The following is a 19,852-nucleotide window of genomic DNA, read 5'->3' on the forward strand; positions in this document are numbered from 1 at the left end:
GTAGGTGGTGGTTTGGACTGGGGTGTTGTCGCTGGAACTGCGGGTGAGGAGCCGGTAAGGGCCGTACGCGTTGAGTTGGCAACTGGTGGCGCCCCCACTAGTCGCACAAATCTTGGTTCCATTGGCGGCATAGACGTCGACGTAGCCGCGGCCCGTGGCATCAACACTGGACAAGCGGATGTACTCGCCGAGGTTGGCGGTGAACTGATGACAGGTGATCTCCCCGCCGGTCGGGAGGGAAGCGACCAGTCCGGGTGCGGTCCAACTGGTGTCGATAACGCTCGAACAACCGGTCGACCCGTTCACGTCGAACAGGCCAAAAGTGTACGTGTTGGGGTAGCCGGCCGGGTCACCGCTGTACACGAACCGGTAAGTGTGGTTCGCCTTGAGCGTGAGCTCCAGCGGAGAACTGGACACCCACGAACTGGTGACAGCCACGCCACCGGCGTCATACACGTCCACGTAGTGGCTCCAAGAAGAGTTCACCCTGTTGGTGCGCAACAGGTACTGGCCGTAAGCACCAGTGGTCACGGTGAAGCACTCGCTGTCACCCTCACGCGTGCCAGCACCAGGCAACGCCTTACCCCATTCAGCCAACGGCACCGCCGCACATTCAGCGGCTGCAGTGATGTTGTTCAAGTAGGTGGTGGTTTGGACTGGGGTGTTGTCGCTGGAACTGCGGGTGAGGAGCCGGTAAGGGCCGTACGCGTTGAGTTGGCAACTGGTGGCGCCCCCACTAGTCGCACAAATCTTGGTTCCATTGGCGGCATAGACGTCGACGTAGCCGCGGCCCGTGGCATCAACACTGGACAAGCGGATGTACTCGCCGAGGTTGGCGGTGAACTGATGACAGGTGATCTCCCCGCCGGTCGGGAGGGAAGCGACCAGTCCGGGTGCGGTCCAACTGGTGTCGATAACGCTCGAACAACCGGTCGACCCGTTCACGTCGAACAGGCCAAAAGTGTACGTGTTGGGGTAGCCGGCCGGGTCACCGCTGTACACGAACCGGTAAGTGTGGTTCGCCTTGAGCGTGAGCTCCAGCGGAGAACTGGACACCCACGAACTGGTGACAGCCACGCCACCGGCGTCATACACGTCCACGTAGTGGCTCCAAGAAGAGTTCACCCTGTTGGTGCGCAACAGGTACTGGCCGTAAGCACCAGTGGTCACGGTGAAGCACTCGCTGTCACCCTCACGCGTGCCAGCACCAGGCAACGCCTTACCCCATTCAGCCAACGGCACCGCCGCACACGGGTCCTCGGCGGCTGCTGCCGCGTCTGCCGCCGGGGGCATCTCCGACTCTGGTGCGGCAGAAGGATCGGCGCGGGATTCTTCTGGGAGAGCTACGGACGGGGAAGGTGTCGTGTCCGGAAGCGCCGCAGGGGCAGCGGGTAGTTCCTCCACGACCTCCACTTGGGGGCTGGGCGCGGTCGGCTCGGGGGTGGAAACAACTGTCGGAACGGGGTCAGCGGACACCCCTTCCACCGCCACGCTCGGCGCGGCTGAAGAGAGGGCGAGGAGGCAGGCCGTCAGGCCAACTACGAATCCACGGGTGATACGAGCAATTCTCATGTCAGTGCCCTCTGCGAGGTGGTGGTTCCGGTGGGCACTGGGGGGCCGGTCCTCTACAGCGAGGACGGTGGGCGCGAGCGCCTCCCCAGCGAACCCACGGCGAGCCTAATGCGTGGGCCAGCGACTCGGGGCCGGTTCCGAATGAACTGCGAGATCAGATCAGCCTCGATTCCGCCGGCGCTGACTCGTAGGTACCTGTTTCTTTCGGGATTTCGGGGGGCGAGCCGCGCTGCCGGGTGGAGCCACATGCAAAGCTTTGGTGACCCGCGGGCGGTGCACCCTACGGTGCCCAACCCGAGTATGCGGCCTTCACCTCGGCGACCCCGGCGTTCGATGATGCCGTTTACGAGATGCTCACCGTCACTCACGGACGTGGTCACCGCCCTGGGTCCGCGCACCTACGTGCGGGGACTCCGTTGGATCGTGCGAAACGACGCTAGTGTGGAGCGGGGAACAGCGTTCGAGCGGTCACGACGGGAAGGGACGCGCATGTACGCCAGCAGCAACCGAAGCGTCCTCGCCGATCGACGTGCCCTGCACTCCTGTCAGAGCCTGGTCGCCGCCGTGGCGGCCGGAGTTGATCGATGAGGACGCTGTGAGCCAGTCGGTGCAGGACCAGTCCCGGCGGCACGGCCGCCTGCGCGTGGCCGTGCTGGCCGACATTGGGCAACCCGTCTACCACGTGGGTGATGAGGCGATCGGGCACGCAGCGTTCGAGGAGTTGACGCGGCGCGGCGTGGACGTGGTCCTGCTCAGCCGCGATGTCGAGCACACACGACGCCACTTCGGTGACGTCGACGCGGCCCCCACGCTCCCGTTTCCGTGGCCGCCGGCAGAGCGCGAGCGATTCCTGTCCACCGTAGCGGCCGCAGCGCGGGACCGGTCCGCGGCGTCCACGCCCGCCGTCTCCGCGCTCATTGAGACCATTCGGGGCGTCGACGCCGTGCTCATCGCCGGTGGCGGCAACCTGAACTCCATCTACGGCTGGCTGCTGCACGAGCGCGCCGCGACGGCGCAGGTGGCCCGCACCCTTGGCAAGCCTGTCGCGCTGAGCGGGCAAACACTCGGCCCGGCGCTGACGCTCCACGATCGCGGCGTTCTCTCCGAGCTCCTGACGTCTTGCGCCCTTGTCTCCCTACGGGAGCGGCACTCGGTCCAGCTCGCCCGCGAACTTGCGCCCGACCACCCGGCCATCCTGGGGGGGCTGGACGACGCAGCCGGCTGGCGACGTGACAGCCGGCCCCCCGGGGGCGCAACGTCACCCCGGGTGGTTGCCACCTTCAGCCCCAGCACAGGTCGCCTTGGGCACGAGGAAGCGGTCTACCTCCTCGCTGCGCTGCTGGACAACGTCGTCCATCGCTTCGGGGCGGACGTGGAGTTGGTCCCGCACATGGGCCGTCCCGACGGCGAAGACGTCGACGTGGCATTCCACCGATCCATCGCCGACTTGTCGACGTCGGGCCGCGTCCGGGCGCTTCCGCTGGGGTCCGCGGACGAGGCCGCGGACGCAGTGCTGGGCGCTGCGATGGTCATCACCAGCCGCTACCACCCGGCCGTGTTCGCCTGCTCACGGGCGGTGCCCACCTTCGCTCTTGTGCCCGACCACTACACCGACATCCGGGTGGACGGCGCCATGGCCAACCACGGGCTGGGCGGCTGGACGGTGCCGATGGAGGCACTCCGGCAAGGGCAGGCCGTCGCAGCCCTGGGCGCCGCGTGGGACGCCCGCCATCGGGTGCAGGCGCATCTTGTCAACCATGCGGACGCCCTCTACGCCAGCCACGCGCGCCGTTGGGATGCCTTGGTAGGGGCGCTGTCCGGTGATGCCGTGTCGCCCGGGCCGCTCGCCTTCCCGCCACCCCTCACGCCGCCGCCAGCAGTCGCATCCGCCCGGCACGAGTACCTCGCTGACCTTCGCGCTGAAGGAGAGGGCATGGTCGCCTGGCTAGAGGAGCAGCGTGAGGGATCCTACGCGGCGGCGTCCGCACGCTAACGCGCGCGACGATTCAGTTCCGCTTGACGGCGTTCCTCAGCGCCCAGTACTTGCGACGCGCCATGGCGGTGAATCCGACCTCAGTGACCTTCTCCTCCAAGTGGTCCAGACGCCGATCGAAGTGATTCAGGCGCCGCTCGACGGGGTCCGCACGCCGCTCCAAGTGGTCAAGTCGGCCTTCGATCGTGTCGAGGCGCCGATGCAGATGGTCGAACTCTCCCTGGAGGTAGCGGGTCAGGTAGAGCAGTTCCCCCAACCCATGGGTTTCGACATAACTCTTGAGCTCCTGATTGCGAACCAGAAGGTCGGCACGATCGTGCGCGGCGGCACCGACGAATACGCTGTTGCCCAGCGCCCCCTCCTGCGCGGGACGTTGATGCCAGAAGGCCAGCTTCCTGTCGATGAGACCGATATTCGACGCACGCGCCAGCCGCAGGTGGAACTCCCAGTCTCCGACCACCGGCAGGTCTTCCCGGTAGGGCCCCACAGACTCGTGGACCCCGCGGCGGTACAGAAGCGAGATGGGGACGAACCGGTTCGTCCGCAGCAGGTCGAACAGGGTGATGGCGGGCAGGTCGGGCCAGAACGACTCCCGACGTAACTCCACCACCCGGTCTCCGCGGATCTCCTCGAACACGATGTCGGTCCGCACGGTCACGGCGACGTCGTCCGGGTGAGCGTCCAGATGCTCGACCGTGGCTTCCAGAAACCGCGGGTCCCACGTGTCGTCATCGTCGTGGATGCACACGAACTCGCTCGACGAGGCGGCCAAGCCAGCGTTGGAGGCCGACTCCATGCCCGTCGACTCGGTCCGATGGAGCACGTCGATCCGCGACCGCGCGTCCTCGTCCAGAGCCGCGACCAGTCGGTCCACCGTCTCCGGATCACCCACGTCGTTGACGACGACCATGCGCCAGTCTGTGAAGGTCTGCCTCACCACATCGGCCAGTGCACGACGCAACAGCAGCGGCCGGTCCTTCGTCCGCACAATGACACTGACCTTGGCCCACTGAATCACGCGCCCACCCTAGTCCGACGGTCGGGTCCGGCGCCCGCGAACTGGAATGTCCGCCCGGATGTCATCGCGGCGGGAGCGACTCCGCTCGTTGTGCCGCATCTGCGGCGTCTTCCGGACGGCCTTGCAGTCGGAACAGTTGGGCTACGTTGCGCCACGGTTCGGACGCGGACGGACGCAACTCGGCCGCCCGCCGGAAGGCTCCCTCGGCCGCCGCGTAGTCCCCCTTCCCGGCCAAGGCGATTCCGGACTTCAGCGCGGTGTCTACGTTGGTAGCGTCCAGTTCCCGCGCCTCCCTCAACGTCTCCAGTGCGGCGTCATGGTCGCCGGACAGGTCCTCAGCGTCGGCGCGCGTGAGCAGACACTCGACCGACCTAGGCAAGGGGTCACACATCTCCCGGACTACCGCGACGACGCGCGTCGGGTTGGCGGCCCCCGACTCGGCGAGCCGAACCAAGGAGAAGGCGATGCGACGCCGGAAATCGGGATCCCAAGTGCGACTCCCGGCGATCTCCTCCAGCCGGGCCGCCGGGTCGAGGGGATCTTCCAAGGCGTCCGAGTACGCCGCCTCCGTGGCCAGCAACGTACCGGCGCACCAGCCGCCGGCCACCAAGATGCGATCACGCGGGCCACTCGCTCCCTCGTCAGCACCGACATCCCCGCCGGCGAATTGCCCGCGCTCGTCTGGCCGGCCCTCCGGATCAAGGACGCCTCTCTGGCGTCGGTCTCGTTCGAGGACGGGAAGGACGGGTTCTCGGCACTGAACCCGAACTGGGCCGTCGTGAGGGCACGCGTGCAGGCAGCGATCACCCCGCCGCCCCAAGAAGGGCGCCCAGTCCCCTCAGAGGCGAGACAGGCTGCGTCCCCGCCGAGGGAACCGACCTCGTCCCCGCGACCCACGACGCCGGCCTCGGTGCCGGTCGTTGACGAGTGCATGTACCACCCGGCTGCACCCCAGGAGCAACACGCCCGACCCGTCGACGTGACCGGCGTACCCTAGGGAAACGCTGATCTATCGGTGGGGGCTCGCCGGGTGGTGATTGTGGCGGATGGGTCGGCGGAGGCGGGGTCGGGGTGGCCGTGTGGGGCTTCGGCCCCCGGGGTGCGGGTGTGTCGGCTGGTTTCGAGCAGGCTACCGCTTGGGTTGCCCGGTGAACCGCCCCGGGTTTCGTGGAGGCTCGGTTAGTTGGTTCCGACCTCGGTGAGGACCGGGTTCTTACGGTAGTGCTCGACGGGCTGGGTCGCCCAGTGGTTGGTCTCGTACTCGGCGGGCGGGACGAGCCCGACCTCACCGTGGAGGCGCCGGTGGTTGTACCAGTCGACGTACTCGGCGACGGCGATCTCGACATCGACCACGGACTTCCAGCCGCCTTGGGGTCGCATCACGGGGTTGCGGATGCACTCGGCCTTGAACAACGAGTTGAGTGCCTCGGCCATCGCATTGATGCTCCTATAGATCGTCAAGTCGATCAGGCCGCGATTTCGAGCTCTCCATTAACGGGCTTGGCGATGGCGTCCGGGGCCGGCAGCAGGCGGAAGAGCTCGCGAGCGAGGTACCGCTTCAGGCACCGGATGATCTCCCGCTTCGACATGCCCTCGGCGGTGCGACGGGCCACGTAGTCGATCGTCGGCTGATGCCAGCGCATGCGCACGATGACCACGCGATACAGCGCGGCGTTGGCCTGCCGGTTCCCGCCGCGGTACAGACGGTGCCGGCTGTTGGTCTTGCCGGATCCAGCCGGGATCGGGCACGCGCCACACATCTTGGCAAACGCTGCCTCGGACTTGATCCGGTTGGCGTTGTCGCCGGCGGTGATCAGCATCTGTGCCGCAGTGTCGTAGCCGACGCCGACGGCCTCGACGAGCTGGGGCGCAGCGGCCGCAGTGAGTGCCTTCAGTGATGCGGCGTGAGCCTTGGCCTCCTCGTGCAGCGCCAGCCAACGCTTCGCCATCGAGGACAGCACGTGTCGCATCGCCACATCCGGGTCGCCCGGCACAACAACGGCAGGCGCGCCACGGCGCACGGGCGGCAGAGGTGTCGGACCCTCCAGCGCCGCGCAGGCGAGGATCAGCTTGTGATCGGTCAGTCTCTCCAGCTCTGCACGTAGTGTCTCGCTCCCGGTCGCGAGGGTCGCCTTGAGCGTGATCATCGCGGTCGTGCGGGCTTGAACGGCACCGTCGTAGGCGATCTTGACCAGCCTGATCGTTTCGACCGCGCCGTCAGCGGTCTTCGGTGTCGACAGCCCGTGCCCAGCCAGGAGCTGGCGTGCAGCGTGCTCGGCATCGATGGTGTCGTTCTTCCCTGCGAGTCGACGTTCCGCGGCCCGTGCAGGGCGGGCGATCTCGTGGACGTCGTGACCGTGGTTGCGCAGGTAGCGCGCCAAGCCGACCCCGTAGGAGCCGGTGCCCTCGACACCGAACCCGATCAGCCGACCGGCCGACCCGACGAAGGCCAGACAGAAGGCGAGGAGCTCCTCAAACCCGGCGATGGTGGTGGGCACGAGGATGTCGCCGAGCCGGCCGCCAAAGCCGTCGATCGCAACGGCGACGTGGTTGTCCTTGTGGGTGTCGACGCCGACGATGACATCGTCGCGGCGAAGCTGCATGCTGGGCATCGGGCTGTGGATCCTCTCTCGCACTTTCCGGGCGGGCTGTCCATGGCTCAGCTGGCCGGAGTGGGCGGACAGGACTGCGATGAGGCCCTGGTCGAGTCAGGCTCCTATCAGGTCACTGCCCACCCGGCCAGCAGCCTGGTGAACGCCACCACCCGGGGCCGACACGTCAACGCGAGGGCACCCGCAGGGCCGGTCATAAGCAAGGGTCAGACCCCAGGTGGTGGCGCAGTCACGATGCTCGCAGTCGAAGCAGGAGCCGACGCGGCCCATGGACTGGCGAATGCCCTGCTGGGTGCACAGTCTGGTGAACGCGTTCGCCGTGTAGGTGGAACCGCGGTCGGTGTGGAAGACGACCCGCTCGGACTCCTCGGCCCGCCAGATCGCCGCCCTGCCGCCCCGCGTGGCGACGGCCATCTTGATTGTGGTTCCCCCCGAATCGTGGAGGGTTGCTTTACGCGGCTTCCCGGTTGGGGGCCGCGGTCTGCTCGTAGTTGATCGGGCTCTTCATGTCGGCACTCGAGTGGCGCCGGTCGTGGTTGTAGAAGCCGTAGCACCAGTCCATCACGACGGCTTGGGCTTGGCGGGTGTCGGCGAAGGTGTGTCGCGAGAGGACCTCCCACTCCAGGCTGCTGAAGAACGCTTCGGCGGCGGCGTTGTCGAAGCAGGAGCCGACGCGGCCCATGGACTGGCGAATGCCCTGCTGGGTGCACAGTCTGGTGAACGCGTTCGCCGTGTAGGTGGAACCGCGGTCGGTGTGGAAGACGACCCGCTCGGACTCCTCGGCCCGCCAGATCGCCGCCCTGCCGCCCCGGGTGGCGACGGCCATCTTGATCGCCTGGCCAGCCAGTTCGGCGTCGGGGTGCAGCCCGGTGGCCGCGCCGAGGAGCCGGCGGGAGTACAGGTCGATCACGGTCGCCAGGTACAGCTTGCCGTGCTCGGTGGGGATCTCGGTCATGTCGCCGACCCATTTGGCGTTGATGCGGTCGGCGGTGAAGTTCCGTTTGAGCAGGTCGGGGAACTTCGGTGCGGTCCGATCCTGTCGGGTCAGCCCGTTGCGCCGTCTGATCCGCCTTGCCACGAGCCCTTGGCGGCGCATCGAGCCGGCGACGGTCTTCTCGTTCACCGTCCATCCCGAATCGCGTAGGTCCCACACCAGACGGGGTGAACCGTGCAGTCCCTTCGCCTTGCCGAACGCGACCTTGACGGCCCGGTCAACGGTGTCACGCCGCCGGTCGCGGACGGTGTGCAGGCCGCTGGCCGCCGACGGCCCCGACGCCCTGCCCAGCCACTTGTAGAACCAGGCCAGGCTGACCCCGAGCAGGGCGCAGGTGAGCGTGTGTGGCACCCGATGCTTGGTCCTCTGGTCGGCGATGAAGCGTGCCACGCTCACTTCGTCGCCTCCTTCACCCACAGGACCACGGATCGCTTGAGGACATCACGCTCCATCCGGAGCTCGGCGTTCTCGGCGCGCAACCGCTTCAACTCGTCGTAGTCGGCCTCCGACAGGCCCCTCGCACCGGTGCGCGCGTCGCGGGCCTTGACCACCCAGTTGCCGAGGGTGCCCTCGTTCACACCGAGGTCACGGGCTACCGCCGCCACGCTCTTGCCAGTCTCCTCGACGATCCGGACCGCACCCTCACGGAACTCGGCGTCGTACTTGGTTCGCTTCTCAGACATCGTGCTACTCCTTATAGCTGATGCCTCCACGGATCCGGGGGAACCTCAGTTGGCCATCAGCGCACAGGTGTGCCACCGCCCGGCAGTGATTGCCACGGCGCCAGAGAGCCCGCTCACCGGTACGGGGATAGGCGATGGGTTGTCGGTTGTTGAGCCATTACCCAGCTCACCGAACCAGTTGGCGCCCCAGCACTTGACGGTCTGGTCGGCCAGGAGTGCGCAGGTGTGGGCAGTCTCGGCGGTGATCGCTGTGGCCGTTGAAATCCCCTGGACCGTAACCGGGGTCAGCCTGTCCCCGGTGCTGCCGTCACCGAGTTGGCCCGAGGAGTTCGCTCCCCAGCACTTCACGGTGCCGTCGGCGATGAGCGCGCAAGTATGGGCTCCGCCGGCCGCGATCGCCCGCGCGTCGGAAAGACCGGTGACGGGGACCGGGATGTAGCTGTTCGCGGTGCTCCCGTCACCGAGCTGGCCCGAGTAGTTGTCTCCCCAGCACTGCACGGTGCCGTCCGAGAGCAGGGCGCAGGTGTGCATGTACCCGGCCGAGACGGAGACTGCCGGGGAACTCGTCGCCGCTGATGCGCTGAGCACATGACCCGGCACCGACAGCGCAATTAGCAGGCCCAACGTGAGCGCAGCAACACGTCTGCGCCAACCTCTCCCAAGAGGGGTGGCGACGAGACGTCGTGGACGCGCAGCGGACGCCCATCTTGATTCAGACATGTCATCCTCCTGGCGCGTCAATGAATGAGGCCTGAGGTCACCGACGACCCCACTACAAGAGCCTTGCACTCCTCACGAGGGTGCGCAGCCAAATCGGGTCTGTCCGATTAACTGTGGGCGGCACTGGCGTTTACAGGTTGTTTCCTGCCGGGTCGTCGATCCCGACCAGTGGTGCCGTCGCTGCGGCGGTGAGGGCATCCCGCGTGGCACCGTGGTCCGTCGGCTGACGCACGAGCCGTTCGGCTGGCGACCCACACTCGTGCTGGTCACCGTGCGCCGCTACCGGTGCGTCGAATGCGGCCACGTGTGGCGCCAAGACACCAGCAAGGCCGCAGAACCGCGGGCGAAGTTGTCCCGGCGGGCGTTGCGCTGGGCGTTGGAAGGCATCGTGGTCGCCCACGTGACCGTCGCCGGGATCGCCGAAGGCCTCGCGGTGTCGTGGAACACCGCCAACGACGCGGTCCTCGCCGAAGGCAAGCGGGCCCTGATCGATGATCCCAAGCGGTTCGACGGCGTCCAGGTCATCGTGTCGATGAGTCGGGGGTGAGCGCGGTCCTGCGACCGTCGCCTTCTGGCAGGATGCTCCCGGACAACGCCCGCTCGGTTCGCCGAGAACCGGCCTTCACGGCCCCACAGTGAGCCCGCTTGTCGACATGCCCCCCGAGACACAGTTCTACCTGGAAGTCTCCTGGTTGGCCGACAAGGGCATCTCCACCGGCTGGGACGATGGCACCTTCGCCCAACCCAGCCCGTCAACCGGGACGCCATGGCCGCCTTCAGTACCGCCTGAACAACATCATCCCGGCAGCCTGACCCAGAGGCTTACCCCCAACCGAGTGGGCGGCCCCGACTCAGTGGCCGAGGGCGTCGCCAGCTACGAGGCCAATTGGCCGGCGGGAGGCCGTTCAGACAGTATGCGACACCTCACCGTGGCCGGTGTCGCCACATCTGGCCACAATCTGGCACGAAACGCGTCGACTAGAGCATTTGCCCTAGTCAGACGGTCGGGCTGACAGGATTTGAACCTGCGACCCCTTGACCCCCAGTCAAGTGCGCTACCAAGCTGCGCTACAGCCCGCCCGTGACCTGCTCCTTCGAGCTTGGCCACGGCGTTGAACACTACACCAACATCCGCCCTGCTGTGGAATCGTCCACGACGCGGCGCGGGAGCGCGCAGCCTTCGCCGCATCAACAATCCCTTGACAAGCACAGATGCCCAACCCATGCTGAGATATCGGACCCGCGCCGCCGGTTCCGGTAGTGAGGAGAGAGATCATGACCAATCCCACGCTGGACCCTCGAGACGACCGTCTCGACGACAACGACTCCCCGCGAGACCCGCTCCGCGAGGTGACTCAGCCCGTGGTGGATCTCGACAAGCCCCATGAGGAGGTTGAGGGCGAGGAATCCGCGGAGGACAAGTACATCCAGGTGATCGACGGACGCCCCGAGACCTTGGGCTTCGAGACGAAGGGCTCCCCTTCCGGCGGCTCGGAGGCCGATGACTCGGGGGCCCACAAGGCCTGACCAGCCCGGACGAGCACCTGAAGGCACCCCTGTCCCACCGGGCAGTGGCACCATGGCCCCATGCCGACTGACTTCGATGCCTCCGCCCGCACCTGGGACTCCCCGGACAAGATCGCCCGATCGGCCACGATCGCGGATGCGATCGCTCAGGCGATCCCCCTGGACCCCGCGTGGAGCGGCTTCGAGTTCGGGTGCGGCACGGGGCAGGTGACGTGGCAGCTCGGAGACCGAGTGGGCCACGTCACCTTGGCCGACGTGGCCGACGGCATGCTCGACGTGGCGCGGGAGCATGCGGCCGTCGCCCCCGATCGCTACGTGGTGGTGAACCATGACCTGTCGGTCGCCCCGCTCCCCTACCCGGTCGACGTGGCCTACTCAGCGATGGCCCTGCACCACATCCACGACACGGGCGCAGTCCTCCGCAACCTGACCCACAGCGTGAAGCTCGGCGGCTGGGTCGCCCTGGCGGACCTCGATTCCGACCCCGCCAACCACTTCCACGACGATGACTTCGACGGTCACCACGGGGTCGACCGCCATGCCCTGGTCGCAGTCCTGGAGGAGGCGGGTTACACGGACGTCAGCGAACGGACCGCCGCGCGCATCACCAAGGAGAAGCACGGGCAGACCCGCGAGTTCGACGTCTTCCTCGTCACCGGACGCCGCAGCGCCTGACCTCAGGCCGTCCGAGCGGACGTCTCGGCCACGTCGACGACCGCCGTGGGCCGTCGCACCGTGTCGCGCAGGATGCCCGCCTGCACGGCGGCGACGCCACCCACCAGGACCGTGCCGCCGAGCAACTGCATCGGGCCGGGCAGCTCACCCAGCAGCAGCCAGGCCCACAGCACGGCGAACACCACCTCGGTGAGCCCCACGAAGCTGGCCACGGTGGCCCCCAGCCTGCGCGCTGCCACGAACCCCGAGACGTAGGCCAGAGCCGCCGCGAACACCGCCAACTCCAGCAGCGGAGTCCACCACGGCAAGGCCGTGCCGAAGATGACGACATCGTTCGTCGTCGCCTGGAGGGGTGCGAGTCCCATCAGGCCAGCCGCCAGCAGCGCCAGCGCACCCACGCCCAGACCGGACGCGACGAACGCCACCGGTGGGATGTTCGCGGTCTCGGCGGACACGATGAAGTACACGGCCATTCCGGTGGCCGCGAACAGCCCCCACGCCACTCCCCTCAAGTCGGCTGAGGCGAGGTCGGCGGGGTTCAGGATGACGGCCAGGCCCGTGACGGCCACCACCATCCCGGTGAGCGTCACCGGACCGGGGCGACGCCGAGTGCGGGCCCACACGAACAGCACGACCAGCACGACACCGAGGTACTCCAACATCAGGGCGATGCCGACCTCGATGTAGGTGATCGCGTTGAAGTAGGCCACCTGCACCGCGGCACCGCCCAGCAGGCCGTAGGCCACAATCGGACGCCACGCGTCCCGCAGCACGTGCCACCGTCCCCGTAGCGCGAGGGCGGCCGGGACGGCGAGCAGGACCGCGGCCAGGCCCAACCGGACGACCACGGCGGCAGCGGGTGACCAGCCGGCGTCCAGCAGCGGCCGGGCGAACGACCCGGATGTGGCAAAGAGTGCTGCGGACAGGAGCGCGATGGTCAGGCTCACGGCGCGGTTGCCGGGGCGGTCCATCACACGTTCATCCCTCGCGCCGCGACGGCCCAGCGGTCGACGAAACGACCACCCTCCAGCACCGCGTACTCGTCCACCAGGTTGACGGCGTTGCAGGCGTGGTTCGGAACCACGCGCACGGTGGAGCCGAGCGGCGGAAGTGGTTCGCCGCCGAGGTCGACGACGGCGTGGTGTTCGGACAGCATCACGACCCGGGCGTCCGGGTGGTCGAGCAGGCGCCCGAAGCCGGACGCCCAGTCCGGACGATCCGCGCCGAGGATCTTCGAGCCGGAGTCGAGCACGAGGCGTCCGCCCGCATGGCTGACGATGGTCGCGTGGCAGGTGAGCGCGATCTGTTCGGGAGTGCAGGCGCCGAGTTCCCACTGCTGGGCGTCGTTGAAGACGTACACCCCCGGACGGGTCTCGTTGAGTCCCTCGCCCGTCGCAGCCAGGCTGGGGGTCGAGCCGCCGGAGATCACCTCGGCGGCCAGTCCGACCGCGCCGAACGACGCCACGGCGGACGCCAGCGCCGCGGCCTCCTGCGCTGCCGCGGCCTCGCGTCCTCCGACGGCATAGCTGTGGCCGGGGAACGTGAACACGCCCACGATCTCCAGGCCCGCATCGGCCGCACGGGACGCGAGCCGGCCGGCGTCCGACGGGGCGACACCTGAGCGATGGTGGCCCGAGTCGATCTCCACGAGCGCCGTCGCACCCATGCCGGCGAGCCGCCGGGCGGACTCCAGGGAATCGAATCCGACCCGGACGGTGGCGCGCTCGGTCAGCGACCCCAATCCGCGTCTGCGCTCGTCGTCGAGCCACAGGGGATAGGCGATGAACAGGTCGTCGAACCCTGACTGGGCGAAGACCTCCGCCTCACCGATCGTGGCGACGGTGATGCCGGCGACGCCGGCGTCCTCCTGCAGGTGGGCGATCTCGGGGCTCTTGTGCGTCTTGACGTGCGGCCTCAGGCGGAGTCCACGGTCGTCGGCCCAGTTCGCCACGCGTTCGACGTTGGCCTCGAGCACGGTGGCGTCGATGGCCAGGAAGGGCGTGGGTGGCAGGGAGGACGGCATGCGAACACCGTAGCCGTCAGGACGAATGCCGCGCTGCTCCCGCCGTGAGGCGGAACCGGGCGAAGGCGGGGCTGGCGATGGCAGCGATGGCGAGCCCGACGAGGACGAGCACGCCGCCACCGATGGTCGCGCCGGCCGTACCCACCGCGGAGGCGGCGGCGCCGTGCACCACGTCCGCGATGCGGGGCCCCCCGACCACCACGATGATGAAGATTCCCTGCAGGCGTCCGCGCACCGCGTCGTCGGCCGCCGCCAACAGGATGGACTGGCGGAACGCGGCGGACGCCATGTCGGCGACACCAGCAGCGGCGAGCGCGGCGACACCCAGGGTCAACATGAGCGTCGGGGTGAGGTGCGCCAGCCCCACGGACACACCGAACACCACGATCGTCACGCCCCAGGCGGCGATGCACCACAGCACCGCGGCACCGGTTCGGCGCACCCGGGCGACCCACCCGCTGAACACGCCTCCCACCACGGCGCCGGCGGGGATCGCCGCGTACAGCAGGGCGAACGCGAGGCCGCCCTCGGCGGGGCCGCCGAAGTCGAGGTTCGCGATCTGGGGGAACAGGGCCCGCGGCATGCCGAACACCATGGCGATGAGGTCGACGACGAACGACATCATCAGGATCGGGTGGAGGCGCAGGTACGCCAGCCCGTCCACGATGCTGCGCAGGCCCGGCGGCTTCGTCACCCCGCCCTGCACGGGCAGCGGCGGCAAGGCAACCACCGCCCACAACGTCGCGAACAGGAGGACGGTGTCGAGGCCGTAGAGCCAGGCGAAGCCCAGCACGGGGATCAGGGCGCCGCCCACCAACGGGCCGGCGATCGCACCGGCGGACATGACCGTCATGCTCAGGGCGTTGGCCGAGGCGAGCTGGTCGGCCGGGAGCAGGGCGGGCAGGATCGCCTGTCGGGTTGGCTGGTTGATGGCGAAGAAGGCCTGCTGCAGGGCGAAGACCGTCAGCAACAGCCAGACGTTGGTGTTCCCGAGCGCGGCCAACAGCGTGAACAGGCCCGAGGTCACGATGAGCCCGGTAGTGGTGCCGATCAGGAGCGTGCGGCGGTCCATGTGGTCGGCCAGCGCCCCGCCCCACAGCCCGAACACGACGAGCGGCACGAGGCCGAACAGGCCGGTCAGGCCGACCATCGCCGACGAGTTGGTCAGCGACCAGATCTGGGCGGGCACGGCGACCACGGTCAGTTGGGCGCCGATGACGGTGACGATGTTCGCCGTCCACAGCCGACGGAACGCCGGCGTCCGGAGTGGGCGTGTGTCGGCGAAGAGGGACCTCAGTTGCACTTAGCGGCCACGCCTCTCGCGCGCGCGCACCTCCACGGCGACCGGGGTGCCCACGAAGCCGAATTCCTCACGGAGCCGCCGCTCGACGAAGCGTTCGTACTGGGGGTCCAGCTTGCCCGAGGTGAACAGGACGAAGGTGGGCGGGCAGTTCTGCGCCTGGGTGCCGAACAGGATGCGCGGCTGCTTCCCCGAGCGCACCGGGTGCGGGTGGGCGGCGGCCACACGGCCGAGGAACGCGTTGAGGCTGCCCGTGGACACGCGGGTCTCCCAGCCCTCGAGGGCGGCGTCCACGGCCTTCTTCAGCTTGTCGACGTTGCGGCCGGTCAGCGCGGAGATGTTGACGTGCGGCGCCCAGCCGAACGCATGGATGTCCCGCTCGATCTCCCGGTCGAGGTAGCGACGGCGCTCGTCATCGGTGAGGTCCCACTTGTTGTAGGCGATGACCATGGCCTTGCCGGCCTCCTCGACCATGGTGAGGATCTTGAGGTCCTGGTCCGAGATCGTCTCCGAGGCGTCGATGACGACGACGCACACCTCGGCACGTTCGATCGCCTGCTGCGTCCGCAACGAGGCGTAGTACTCGTGCCCGGACGCCTCCTTGACCCGCCGGCGCAGGCCCGCGGTGTCGATGAAGCGGTAGACCTCACCGCCCAGCTCAACGAGCTCGTCGACCGGGTCGACCGTCGTGCCGGACGCGTTGTCCACCACGGAGCGCTGTTGACCCGACAGCTTGTTCAGCAGCGAGCTCTTGCCGACATTGGGCTTGCCGACGATGGCGACGCGGCGCGGACCGCTGACCTCCTCCCACTCGGCGGCCGGCGCCTCGGGCAGCGCCTCGAGGACGGCGTCCAGCAGGTCGCCCGACCCCCGGCCGTGCAGCGCCGAGACCGGATACGGCTCCCCCAGCCCCAAGTTCCACATGGCGGCCGCCTCGGCCTCGAGGCGCTGGTCGTCCACCTTGTTGGCGGCGAGGACGACCGGCTTTCCGGAGCGGCGCAACACCCGCACGACGGCCTCGTCCTCGTCGGTGATCCCGACGGTGGCGTCCACCACGAAGAGGACGGCGTCCGCCGCCCCGATCGCCAGTTCGGCCTGCTCGGCGATGCGTGCCGCCATCCCCTCCGCGTCACTGACCCAACCGCCGGTGTCGACGACGATGAAGTCGCGGCCGTTCCAGGTCGCGTCGTAGCTGACGCGGTCGCGGGTCACACCCGGCAGGTCCTGCACCACGGCCTCGCGCCGCCCCAGAATGCGGTTCACCAGCTGGGACTTGCCCACGTTGGGGCGCCCCACGACGGCGAGGACGGGCTTGATGTCGGTCACGGGATCTCCTTGGCAAGGGCGACGATGGTGTCGACGACCTCGTCGAACGACAGGTCGGAGGTGTCGAGGAGCCGGACGCCGTCGGCGGCGGTCATGAAGTCCACCAGCTTCGAGTCGGCGGCGTCGCGGCGGAGCACCTGGTCGCGCAGTTGGTCGGCGTCGAGGCGTCCGCCCAGCTCGCCGCCGCGCCGGGCCAACCGCACCTCGGGTGAGGCGGTCAGCAACAGGCGCAGGTCGGCGTCGGGGTACACGACGGTGGTGATGTCGCGGCCCTCGGCGACGCACCCGCGGGGGTCGGCGTCCATGAGGACGCGCTGGCGACGGACCAAATCCTCGCGACACTCCGGGATGGTCGAGACGGCCGAGACGTTCGCCGCCGTCCGCGGCTCCCGGATCTCCCGGGTGACGTCGCGGCCGTTGACCCGCACCCAGGTCTCGTCGGGGTTGAGGCTGATCTCGATGTCGGCGCTCGTCGTCGCTCCGATGACGCCCGCCGTGTCGTCGGGGCTGACCCCCGCGTCGAGGAAGGCGACGGCGACGGCCCGGTACATGGCGCCCGTGTCGAGGTATGCCAGGTTGAGCCTGCGGGCGACCTCGCGGGCGGTCGACGACTTCCCGGACCCACTGGGCCCATCGATGGCGATCACGAGTCGGTCGGCTGGCACCGGGGCAGTCTACCGGGACCAGGGGTGGCGTCCTGCCATCCGGTGCGCGACGGCGCCCGGCGTCACGCGGCCGGCCGCACCGTCCACCCGGCCTCGACCATGGCCTCGGTGAGGCGGCCCGCTGCCGGACGCTCCACGTGGATGGCCAGCCACCCGCGCTCGGCCTGGGTGTCGTGGTCGATGGTGACGTCCTCGACGTTGACCCCCGCCGCTTCGACGTCGGCGAACAACCGGGCAAGGGAACCCGGGGCGTCCGGGATCTCGACGACGACCTCGGCCCAGTCGGCCGGGAGCGAGCCGTGCTTGCCCGGCAGGACGCGGGTGCCCTCGCGGCCGCGGGCCAGGAAGGCCTCGACGGCGTCCGGGTCGTCGATGACCTCGATGAGGCGGCCCAGGTCGGCGTGCAGTTCCTGCAACTCGATGCGCAGTGCGCGGTGGTTCGCCGAGATGATCTGGCGCCACAGCTTGGGGTCGCCGCCGGCGATGCGGGTGACGTCGCGCAGCCCCTGGCCGGCGAGCCTGAGGTGCTCCCCGGGAACGTCGAGCAGCCCTCCGGCGACGAGCGCACTCATCAGCTGCGGCACGTGGGAGACCTGCCCCACGGCCTCGTCGTGGTGCTGGGCCGCCATCGTGACCAGTCGCGCGCCGCAGACTTCCGCGACCTTGCGCACGACGAGGACCGACTGGGCCGCGGAGGTGTCGTGCGGGGTGATCACCCAGGTGCGGTCCTCGAACAGCTCGGCGCGGGCGGTCAGCGGGCCGTCCTTCTGCGAGCCGGCCATCGGGTGGGAACCGCAGTAGCGGGACAGGTCGACACCGGTCGCCCGCAACGCCGAGAGCACGACACCCTTGACCGAACCCACATCGGTGATGGTGGCGTTCGGGAACCGCTGCAGCGCGTCGAAGATGACTCCGGCCAGCGCTTGGGGTGGGGTGGCGACGACGACCAGGCGGACCAGGAGCGGATCCACCGGCTCGACCGTGCCCGCGCCCCGGGAGGCGGCGACCAGGGCATGGGAGCGGTGCTTGTCCTCCAGGTGCACCGCGACGCCGGCGCGCGTGAGCGCCATGGCGACGGACGCCCCGACGAGCCCGGTCCCGATCACGACGGCGGGGCTCAGGCTGACCTCGATCACTGGCCACCCTTCTGGACGAAGCCCTTGACGTACTCCTCCGCGTCGGACTCGAGGACGAGGTCGATCTCGTCGAGGAGCGCATCGAGGTCGTCGGCCTGGTGCTGCCCGGTGGTGAGGGGCTCGGTGGCCTCCTCGCGCTGGCTGGAGGTGCCGCGCTGACGCTGGATGCGTTCGCTCATGGTGTCCTCCCCGATCGTGGCCGCGGCCGAGTCTACCGGCGTCTCAGGACTGCCCGTGCCAGCGGACCAGTCCGTCCACGCCGAGTCGTGGCGGGGGGCCGGCGTGCCCGAAGGGGTCCGGCATCCGCAGGGGGTGGAGCGATCCCCAGGTGTCGCGCACGAGCAAGGAGTCCCACCCTGCCGCGACGACGTTGTCGACGTGGTCGGCGACCCAACGGCCCCGGGTCGCTGCACGCGTGTCGCCGGGTGGGGTCACCATGGCGGACGCCACGGCCACGGCGTCCGGACCGTGGCGGAGGCGGCCGGCCCGCTGAAGCTTGGCCACGATGGACGACTCCCCCAGCTCAGCCCAGGCGAGGTCGACCTGGGCGAGCTTGGGATGGTGCCACGCGAGGGCGTCGCGCGTCCGGTACCCCTCCAGGAGTGCCAGCTTGGCCGCCCAGTCCAGCCGGTCGGAGAGGCGCGCGGGGCTGGCCAGATCGTCCAGCACCGCGGCCCACTCGGCGAGGATCTCCTCCGCCTCGGGGAACTCGACCCGCTCGGCGAACCGGCTCGCCGCGGTCCACAACTCACCCTGGATCTCCCGGGCCTTGGCGCGGCGTCCGTCGGCCAGGGGCAACGGCGCCGAGAAGTTCAGGTCGCGGCTGACCGTCCGGAAGGCGGCCACGGGATCGGCCAGGGGGATGGTCGGCAACTGCCCCGCCTCCAGGGCCGCCAGGCACAGCCCGAGGACGCCGACCTTGAGCCACGTGGCGAACGGGGACCGGGTGGCGTCCCCGGCGATGACGTGCAGGCGACGCCAGTCGCGCGGAAACGCGTGTGGCTCGTCCCGGGTGTTGACGATCCCGCGCCTGCGCGTGGTGTCCAGACCACTGACCCGCTCGAAGAAGTCAGCGCGTTGGGACAGCTGGAAGCCGGGCTCCTCCGACGCGGGAGCGAGGCCCACGCGACCGGCACCGCCCAGGACCACGCGGGTGACCAGGAGTGCGGGCAGCGACGCCTCGATGTCCCCCCACGGGGTCGAGCGGCTGAGCAGGTAGTTCTCGTGGTAGCCGTAACTTCGGCCCTTGCCGTCGGTGTTGTTCTTGAACACGCGGACGCTCGCGTCCAGCGCGTCCGAGAGCGAGACAGCGGCGTCGGCGACGATCCGGTCGCCCGCGAGCTCGTGGACCAGGAGGGCGCTGGGGGACGTCGTCTCGGGCGTGCAGTACTCGGGGTGCGCGTGGTCGACGTAGAACCGGGCACCGTTGCCCAGCATGCGGTGGCGCGAGTCCTCGACGACCGGGGTCGCCGCCACGCCGCAGGCCTCCACGACCCCGGCCGAGAGGTCGTGCGCGTCGAGGTCGGGCCGTCCGGGTGCGGCGATGCCGTACTCCGTCTCGGTCCCCAGGAGCAGCCGCATGCGGGCATTGTGCCAGCCGGCCGCTAC

Annotated in this window: 19 protein-coding genes, 1 tRNA gene and 2 pseudogenes; 4 read left to right on the forward strand and 18 right to left on the reverse strand. The window is 69.1% G+C overall.

From position 1 onward, the window contains the following. Positions 1–1,170, reverse strand: a 1,170-nt coding sequence (locus AC5YDV_RS03425; protein WP_496184990.1) for a hypothetical protein, incomplete at its 3' end; no start/stop codon positions are given. A gap of 997 nt (positions 1,171–2,167) precedes the next feature. Here AC5YDV_RS03425 and AC5YDV_RS03430 point away from each other — a divergent pair. Beyond that, complete coding sequence (locus AC5YDV_RS03430; RefSeq protein WP_496184989.1) at positions 2,168–3,565, forward strand: polysaccharide pyruvyl transferase family protein; 1,398 nt, start codon at positions 2,168–2,170, stop codon at positions 3,563–3,565. Between the two features lie 13 nt (positions 3,566–3,578). On the opposite strand, the gene AC5YDV_RS03435 is transcribed toward AC5YDV_RS03430, so the two are convergent. The 8 genes and pseudogenes from AC5YDV_RS03435 to AC5YDV_RS03470 form a co-directional block, all read right to left on the reverse strand. Further along, on the reverse strand, positions 3,579–4,583 hold the full coding sequence (locus tag AC5YDV_RS03435; protein WP_496184988.1) for a glycosyltransferase family 2 protein: 1,005 nt from the start codon (positions 4,581–4,583) through the stop codon (positions 3,579–3,581). Positions 4,584–4,644: 61 nt separating this feature from the next. Continuing rightward, a complete protein-coding gene (locus AC5YDV_RS03440) occupies positions 4,645–5,190 on the reverse strand; it encodes a tetratricopeptide repeat protein (RefSeq protein WP_496184987.1) in 546 nt (181 codons plus the stop codon). A 572-nt stretch (positions 5,191–5,762) separates the two neighbouring features. After that, entirely contained in the window at positions 5,763–6,017 is a 255-nt protein-coding gene (locus AC5YDV_RS03445) for an IS3 family transposase (protein WP_496184986.1), read from the reverse strand. A gap of 32 nt (positions 6,018–6,049) precedes the next feature. Beyond that, positions 6,050–7,195, reverse strand: coding sequence for an IS110 family RNA-guided transposase (locus AC5YDV_RS03450; protein WP_496184985.1), 1,146 nt, complete (start codon positions 7,193–7,195; stop codon positions 6,050–6,052). 243 nt (positions 7,196–7,438) lie between these two features. Continuing rightward, a pseudogene (locus tag AC5YDV_RS03455) lies at positions 7,439–7,615 on the reverse strand (DDE-type integrase/transposase/recombinase); the annotation flags it as partial. A 31-nt stretch (positions 7,616–7,646) separates the two neighbouring features. Continuing rightward, entirely contained in the window at positions 7,647–8,579 is a 933-nt protein-coding gene (locus AC5YDV_RS03460; protein ID WP_496192329.1) for an IS3 family transposase, read from the reverse strand. 2 nt (positions 8,580–8,581) lie between these two features. Beyond that, the gene (locus AC5YDV_RS03465; protein ID WP_496184983.1) at positions 8,582–8,872 is read right to left on the reverse strand and encodes a transposase; all 291 of its coding nucleotides are present in this window, start codon (positions 8,870–8,872) and stop codon (positions 8,582–8,584) included. A 45-nt stretch (positions 8,873–8,917) separates the two neighbouring features. Next, complete coding sequence (locus AC5YDV_RS03470) at positions 8,918–9,592, reverse strand: RCC1 domain-containing protein (RefSeq protein ID WP_496184982.1); 675 nt, start codon at positions 9,590–9,592, stop codon at positions 8,918–8,920. A 136-nt stretch (positions 9,593–9,728) separates the two neighbouring features. Between AC5YDV_RS03470 and AC5YDV_RS03475 the strand changes: the two are divergent. Beyond that, a pseudogene (locus tag AC5YDV_RS03475) lies at positions 9,729–10,118 on the forward strand (ISL3 family transposase); the annotation flags it as partial. A 478-nt stretch (positions 10,119–10,596) separates the two neighbouring features. On the opposite strand, the gene AC5YDV_RS03480 reads toward AC5YDV_RS03475, so the two are convergent. After that, positions 10,597–10,670, reverse strand: a tRNA-Pro gene (locus AC5YDV_RS03480). Between the two features lie 197 nt (positions 10,671–10,867). Between AC5YDV_RS03480 and AC5YDV_RS03485 the strand changes: the two genes are divergently transcribed. Both AC5YDV_RS03485 and AC5YDV_RS03490 read left to right on the forward strand, forming a co-directional pair. Continuing rightward, on the forward strand, positions 10,868–11,119 hold the full coding sequence (locus tag AC5YDV_RS03485) for a hypothetical protein (protein ID WP_496184467.1): 252 nt from the start codon (positions 10,868–10,870) through the stop codon (positions 11,117–11,119). 60 nt (positions 11,120–11,179) lie between these two features. Continuing rightward, a complete protein-coding gene (locus AC5YDV_RS03490; RefSeq protein ID WP_496184468.1) occupies positions 11,180–11,794 on the forward strand; it encodes a class I SAM-dependent methyltransferase in 615 nt (204 codons plus the stop codon). A gap of 2 nt (positions 11,795–11,796) precedes the next feature. On the opposite strand, the gene AC5YDV_RS03495 is transcribed toward AC5YDV_RS03490, so the two are convergent. From AC5YDV_RS03495 to AC5YDV_RS03530, 8 genes are all read right to left on the reverse strand, one after another. Next, a complete protein-coding gene (locus tag AC5YDV_RS03495; protein ID WP_496184469.1) occupies positions 11,797–12,765 on the reverse strand; it encodes a DMT family transporter in 969 nt (322 codons plus the stop codon). Further along, on the reverse strand, positions 12,765–13,817 hold the full coding sequence (locus tag AC5YDV_RS03500) for an alanine racemase (RefSeq protein WP_496184470.1): 1,053 nt from the start codon (positions 13,815–13,817) through the stop codon (positions 12,765–12,767). Before AC5YDV_RS03500 ends, AC5YDV_RS03495 begins: the two co-directional genes overlap by 1 nt. A gap of 16 nt (positions 13,818–13,833) precedes the next feature. Next, positions 13,834–15,120, reverse strand: coding sequence for an MFS transporter (locus AC5YDV_RS03505; protein ID WP_496184471.1), 1,287 nt, complete (start codon positions 15,118–15,120; stop codon positions 13,834–13,836). Further along, the gene (gene der / locus AC5YDV_RS03510) at positions 15,121–16,443 is read right to left on the reverse strand and encodes a ribosome biogenesis GTPase Der (RefSeq protein WP_496184472.1); all 1,323 of its coding nucleotides are present in this window, start codon (positions 16,441–16,443) and stop codon (positions 15,121–15,123) included. It lies immediately after the preceding gene. Beyond that, the gene (gene cmk / locus AC5YDV_RS03515; RefSeq protein WP_496184473.1) at positions 16,440–17,108 is read right to left on the reverse strand and encodes a (d)CMP kinase; all 669 of its coding nucleotides are present in this window, start codon (positions 17,106–17,108) and stop codon (positions 16,440–16,442) included. Before cmk ends, der begins: the two co-directional genes overlap by 4 nt. A gap of 62 nt (positions 17,109–17,170) precedes the next feature. Next, positions 17,171–18,244 carry a prephenate dehydrogenase gene (locus AC5YDV_RS03520; protein WP_496184474.1) on the reverse strand — a complete coding sequence of 358 codons (1,074 nt, stop codon included), beginning with the start codon at positions 18,242–18,244 and terminating at the stop codon, positions 17,171–17,173. After that, positions 18,241–18,423, reverse strand: coding sequence for a ubiquitin-like protein Pup (locus tag AC5YDV_RS03525; protein ID WP_496184475.1), 183 nt, complete (start codon positions 18,421–18,423; stop codon positions 18,241–18,243). The genes AC5YDV_RS03520 and AC5YDV_RS03525 overlap by 4 nt, the downstream gene beginning before the upstream one ends. 43 nt (positions 18,424–18,466) lie before the next feature. Further along, positions 18,467–19,825: a proteasome accessory factor PafA2 family protein gene (locus AC5YDV_RS03530; RefSeq protein WP_496184476.1), complete on the reverse strand. Its 1,359-nt coding sequence runs from the start codon at positions 19,823–19,825 to the stop codon at positions 18,467–18,469. Positions 19,826–19,852 lie beyond the last annotated feature (27 nt).

The organism is Propioniciclava sp. LT432, assembly GCF_059515965.1.

What these genes read in the sequence shown, in the direction of transcription:
- AC5YDV_RS03445 (WP_496184986.1), bottom strand. Translation starts at nt 6,017, where the DNA reads ATGGCCGAGGCACTCAACTCGTTGTTCAAGGCCGAGTGCATCCGCAAC.
- AC5YDV_RS03450 (WP_496184985.1), bottom strand. Translation starts at nt 7,195, where the DNA reads ATGCCCAGCATGCAGCTTCGCCGCGACGATGTCATCGTCGGCGTCGAC.
- AC5YDV_RS03500 (WP_496184470.1), bottom strand. Translation starts at nt 13,817, where the DNA reads ATGCCGTCCTCCCTGCCACCCACGCCCTTCCTGGCCATCGACGCCACC.
- AC5YDV_RS03495 (WP_496184469.1), bottom strand. Translation starts at nt 12,765, where the DNA reads ATGGACCGCCCCGGCAACCGCGCCGTGAGCCTGACCATCGCGCTCCTG.
- AC5YDV_RS03485 (WP_496184467.1), top strand. Translation starts at nt 10,868, where the DNA reads ATGACCAATCCCACGCTGGACCCTCGAGACGACCGTCTCGACGACAAC.
- AC5YDV_RS03465 (WP_496184983.1), bottom strand. Translation starts at nt 8,872, where the DNA reads ATGTCTGAGAAGCGAACCAAGTACGACGCCGAGTTCCGTGAGGGTGCG.
- AC5YDV_RS03490 (WP_496184468.1), top strand. Translation starts at nt 11,180, where the DNA reads ATGCCGACTGACTTCGATGCCTCCGCCCGCACCTGGGACTCCCCGGAC.
- AC5YDV_RS03530 (WP_496184476.1), bottom strand. Translation starts at nt 19,825, where the DNA reads ATGCGGCTGCTCCTGGGGACCGAGACGGAGTACGGCATCGCCGCACCC.
- AC5YDV_RS03525 (WP_496184475.1), bottom strand. Translation starts at nt 18,423, where the DNA reads ATGAGCGAACGCATCCAGCGTCAGCGCGGCACCTCCAGCCAGCGCGAG.
- AC5YDV_RS03470 (WP_496184982.1), bottom strand. Translation starts at nt 9,592, where the DNA reads ATGTCTGAATCAAGATGGGCGTCCGCTGCGCGTCCACGACGTCTCGTC.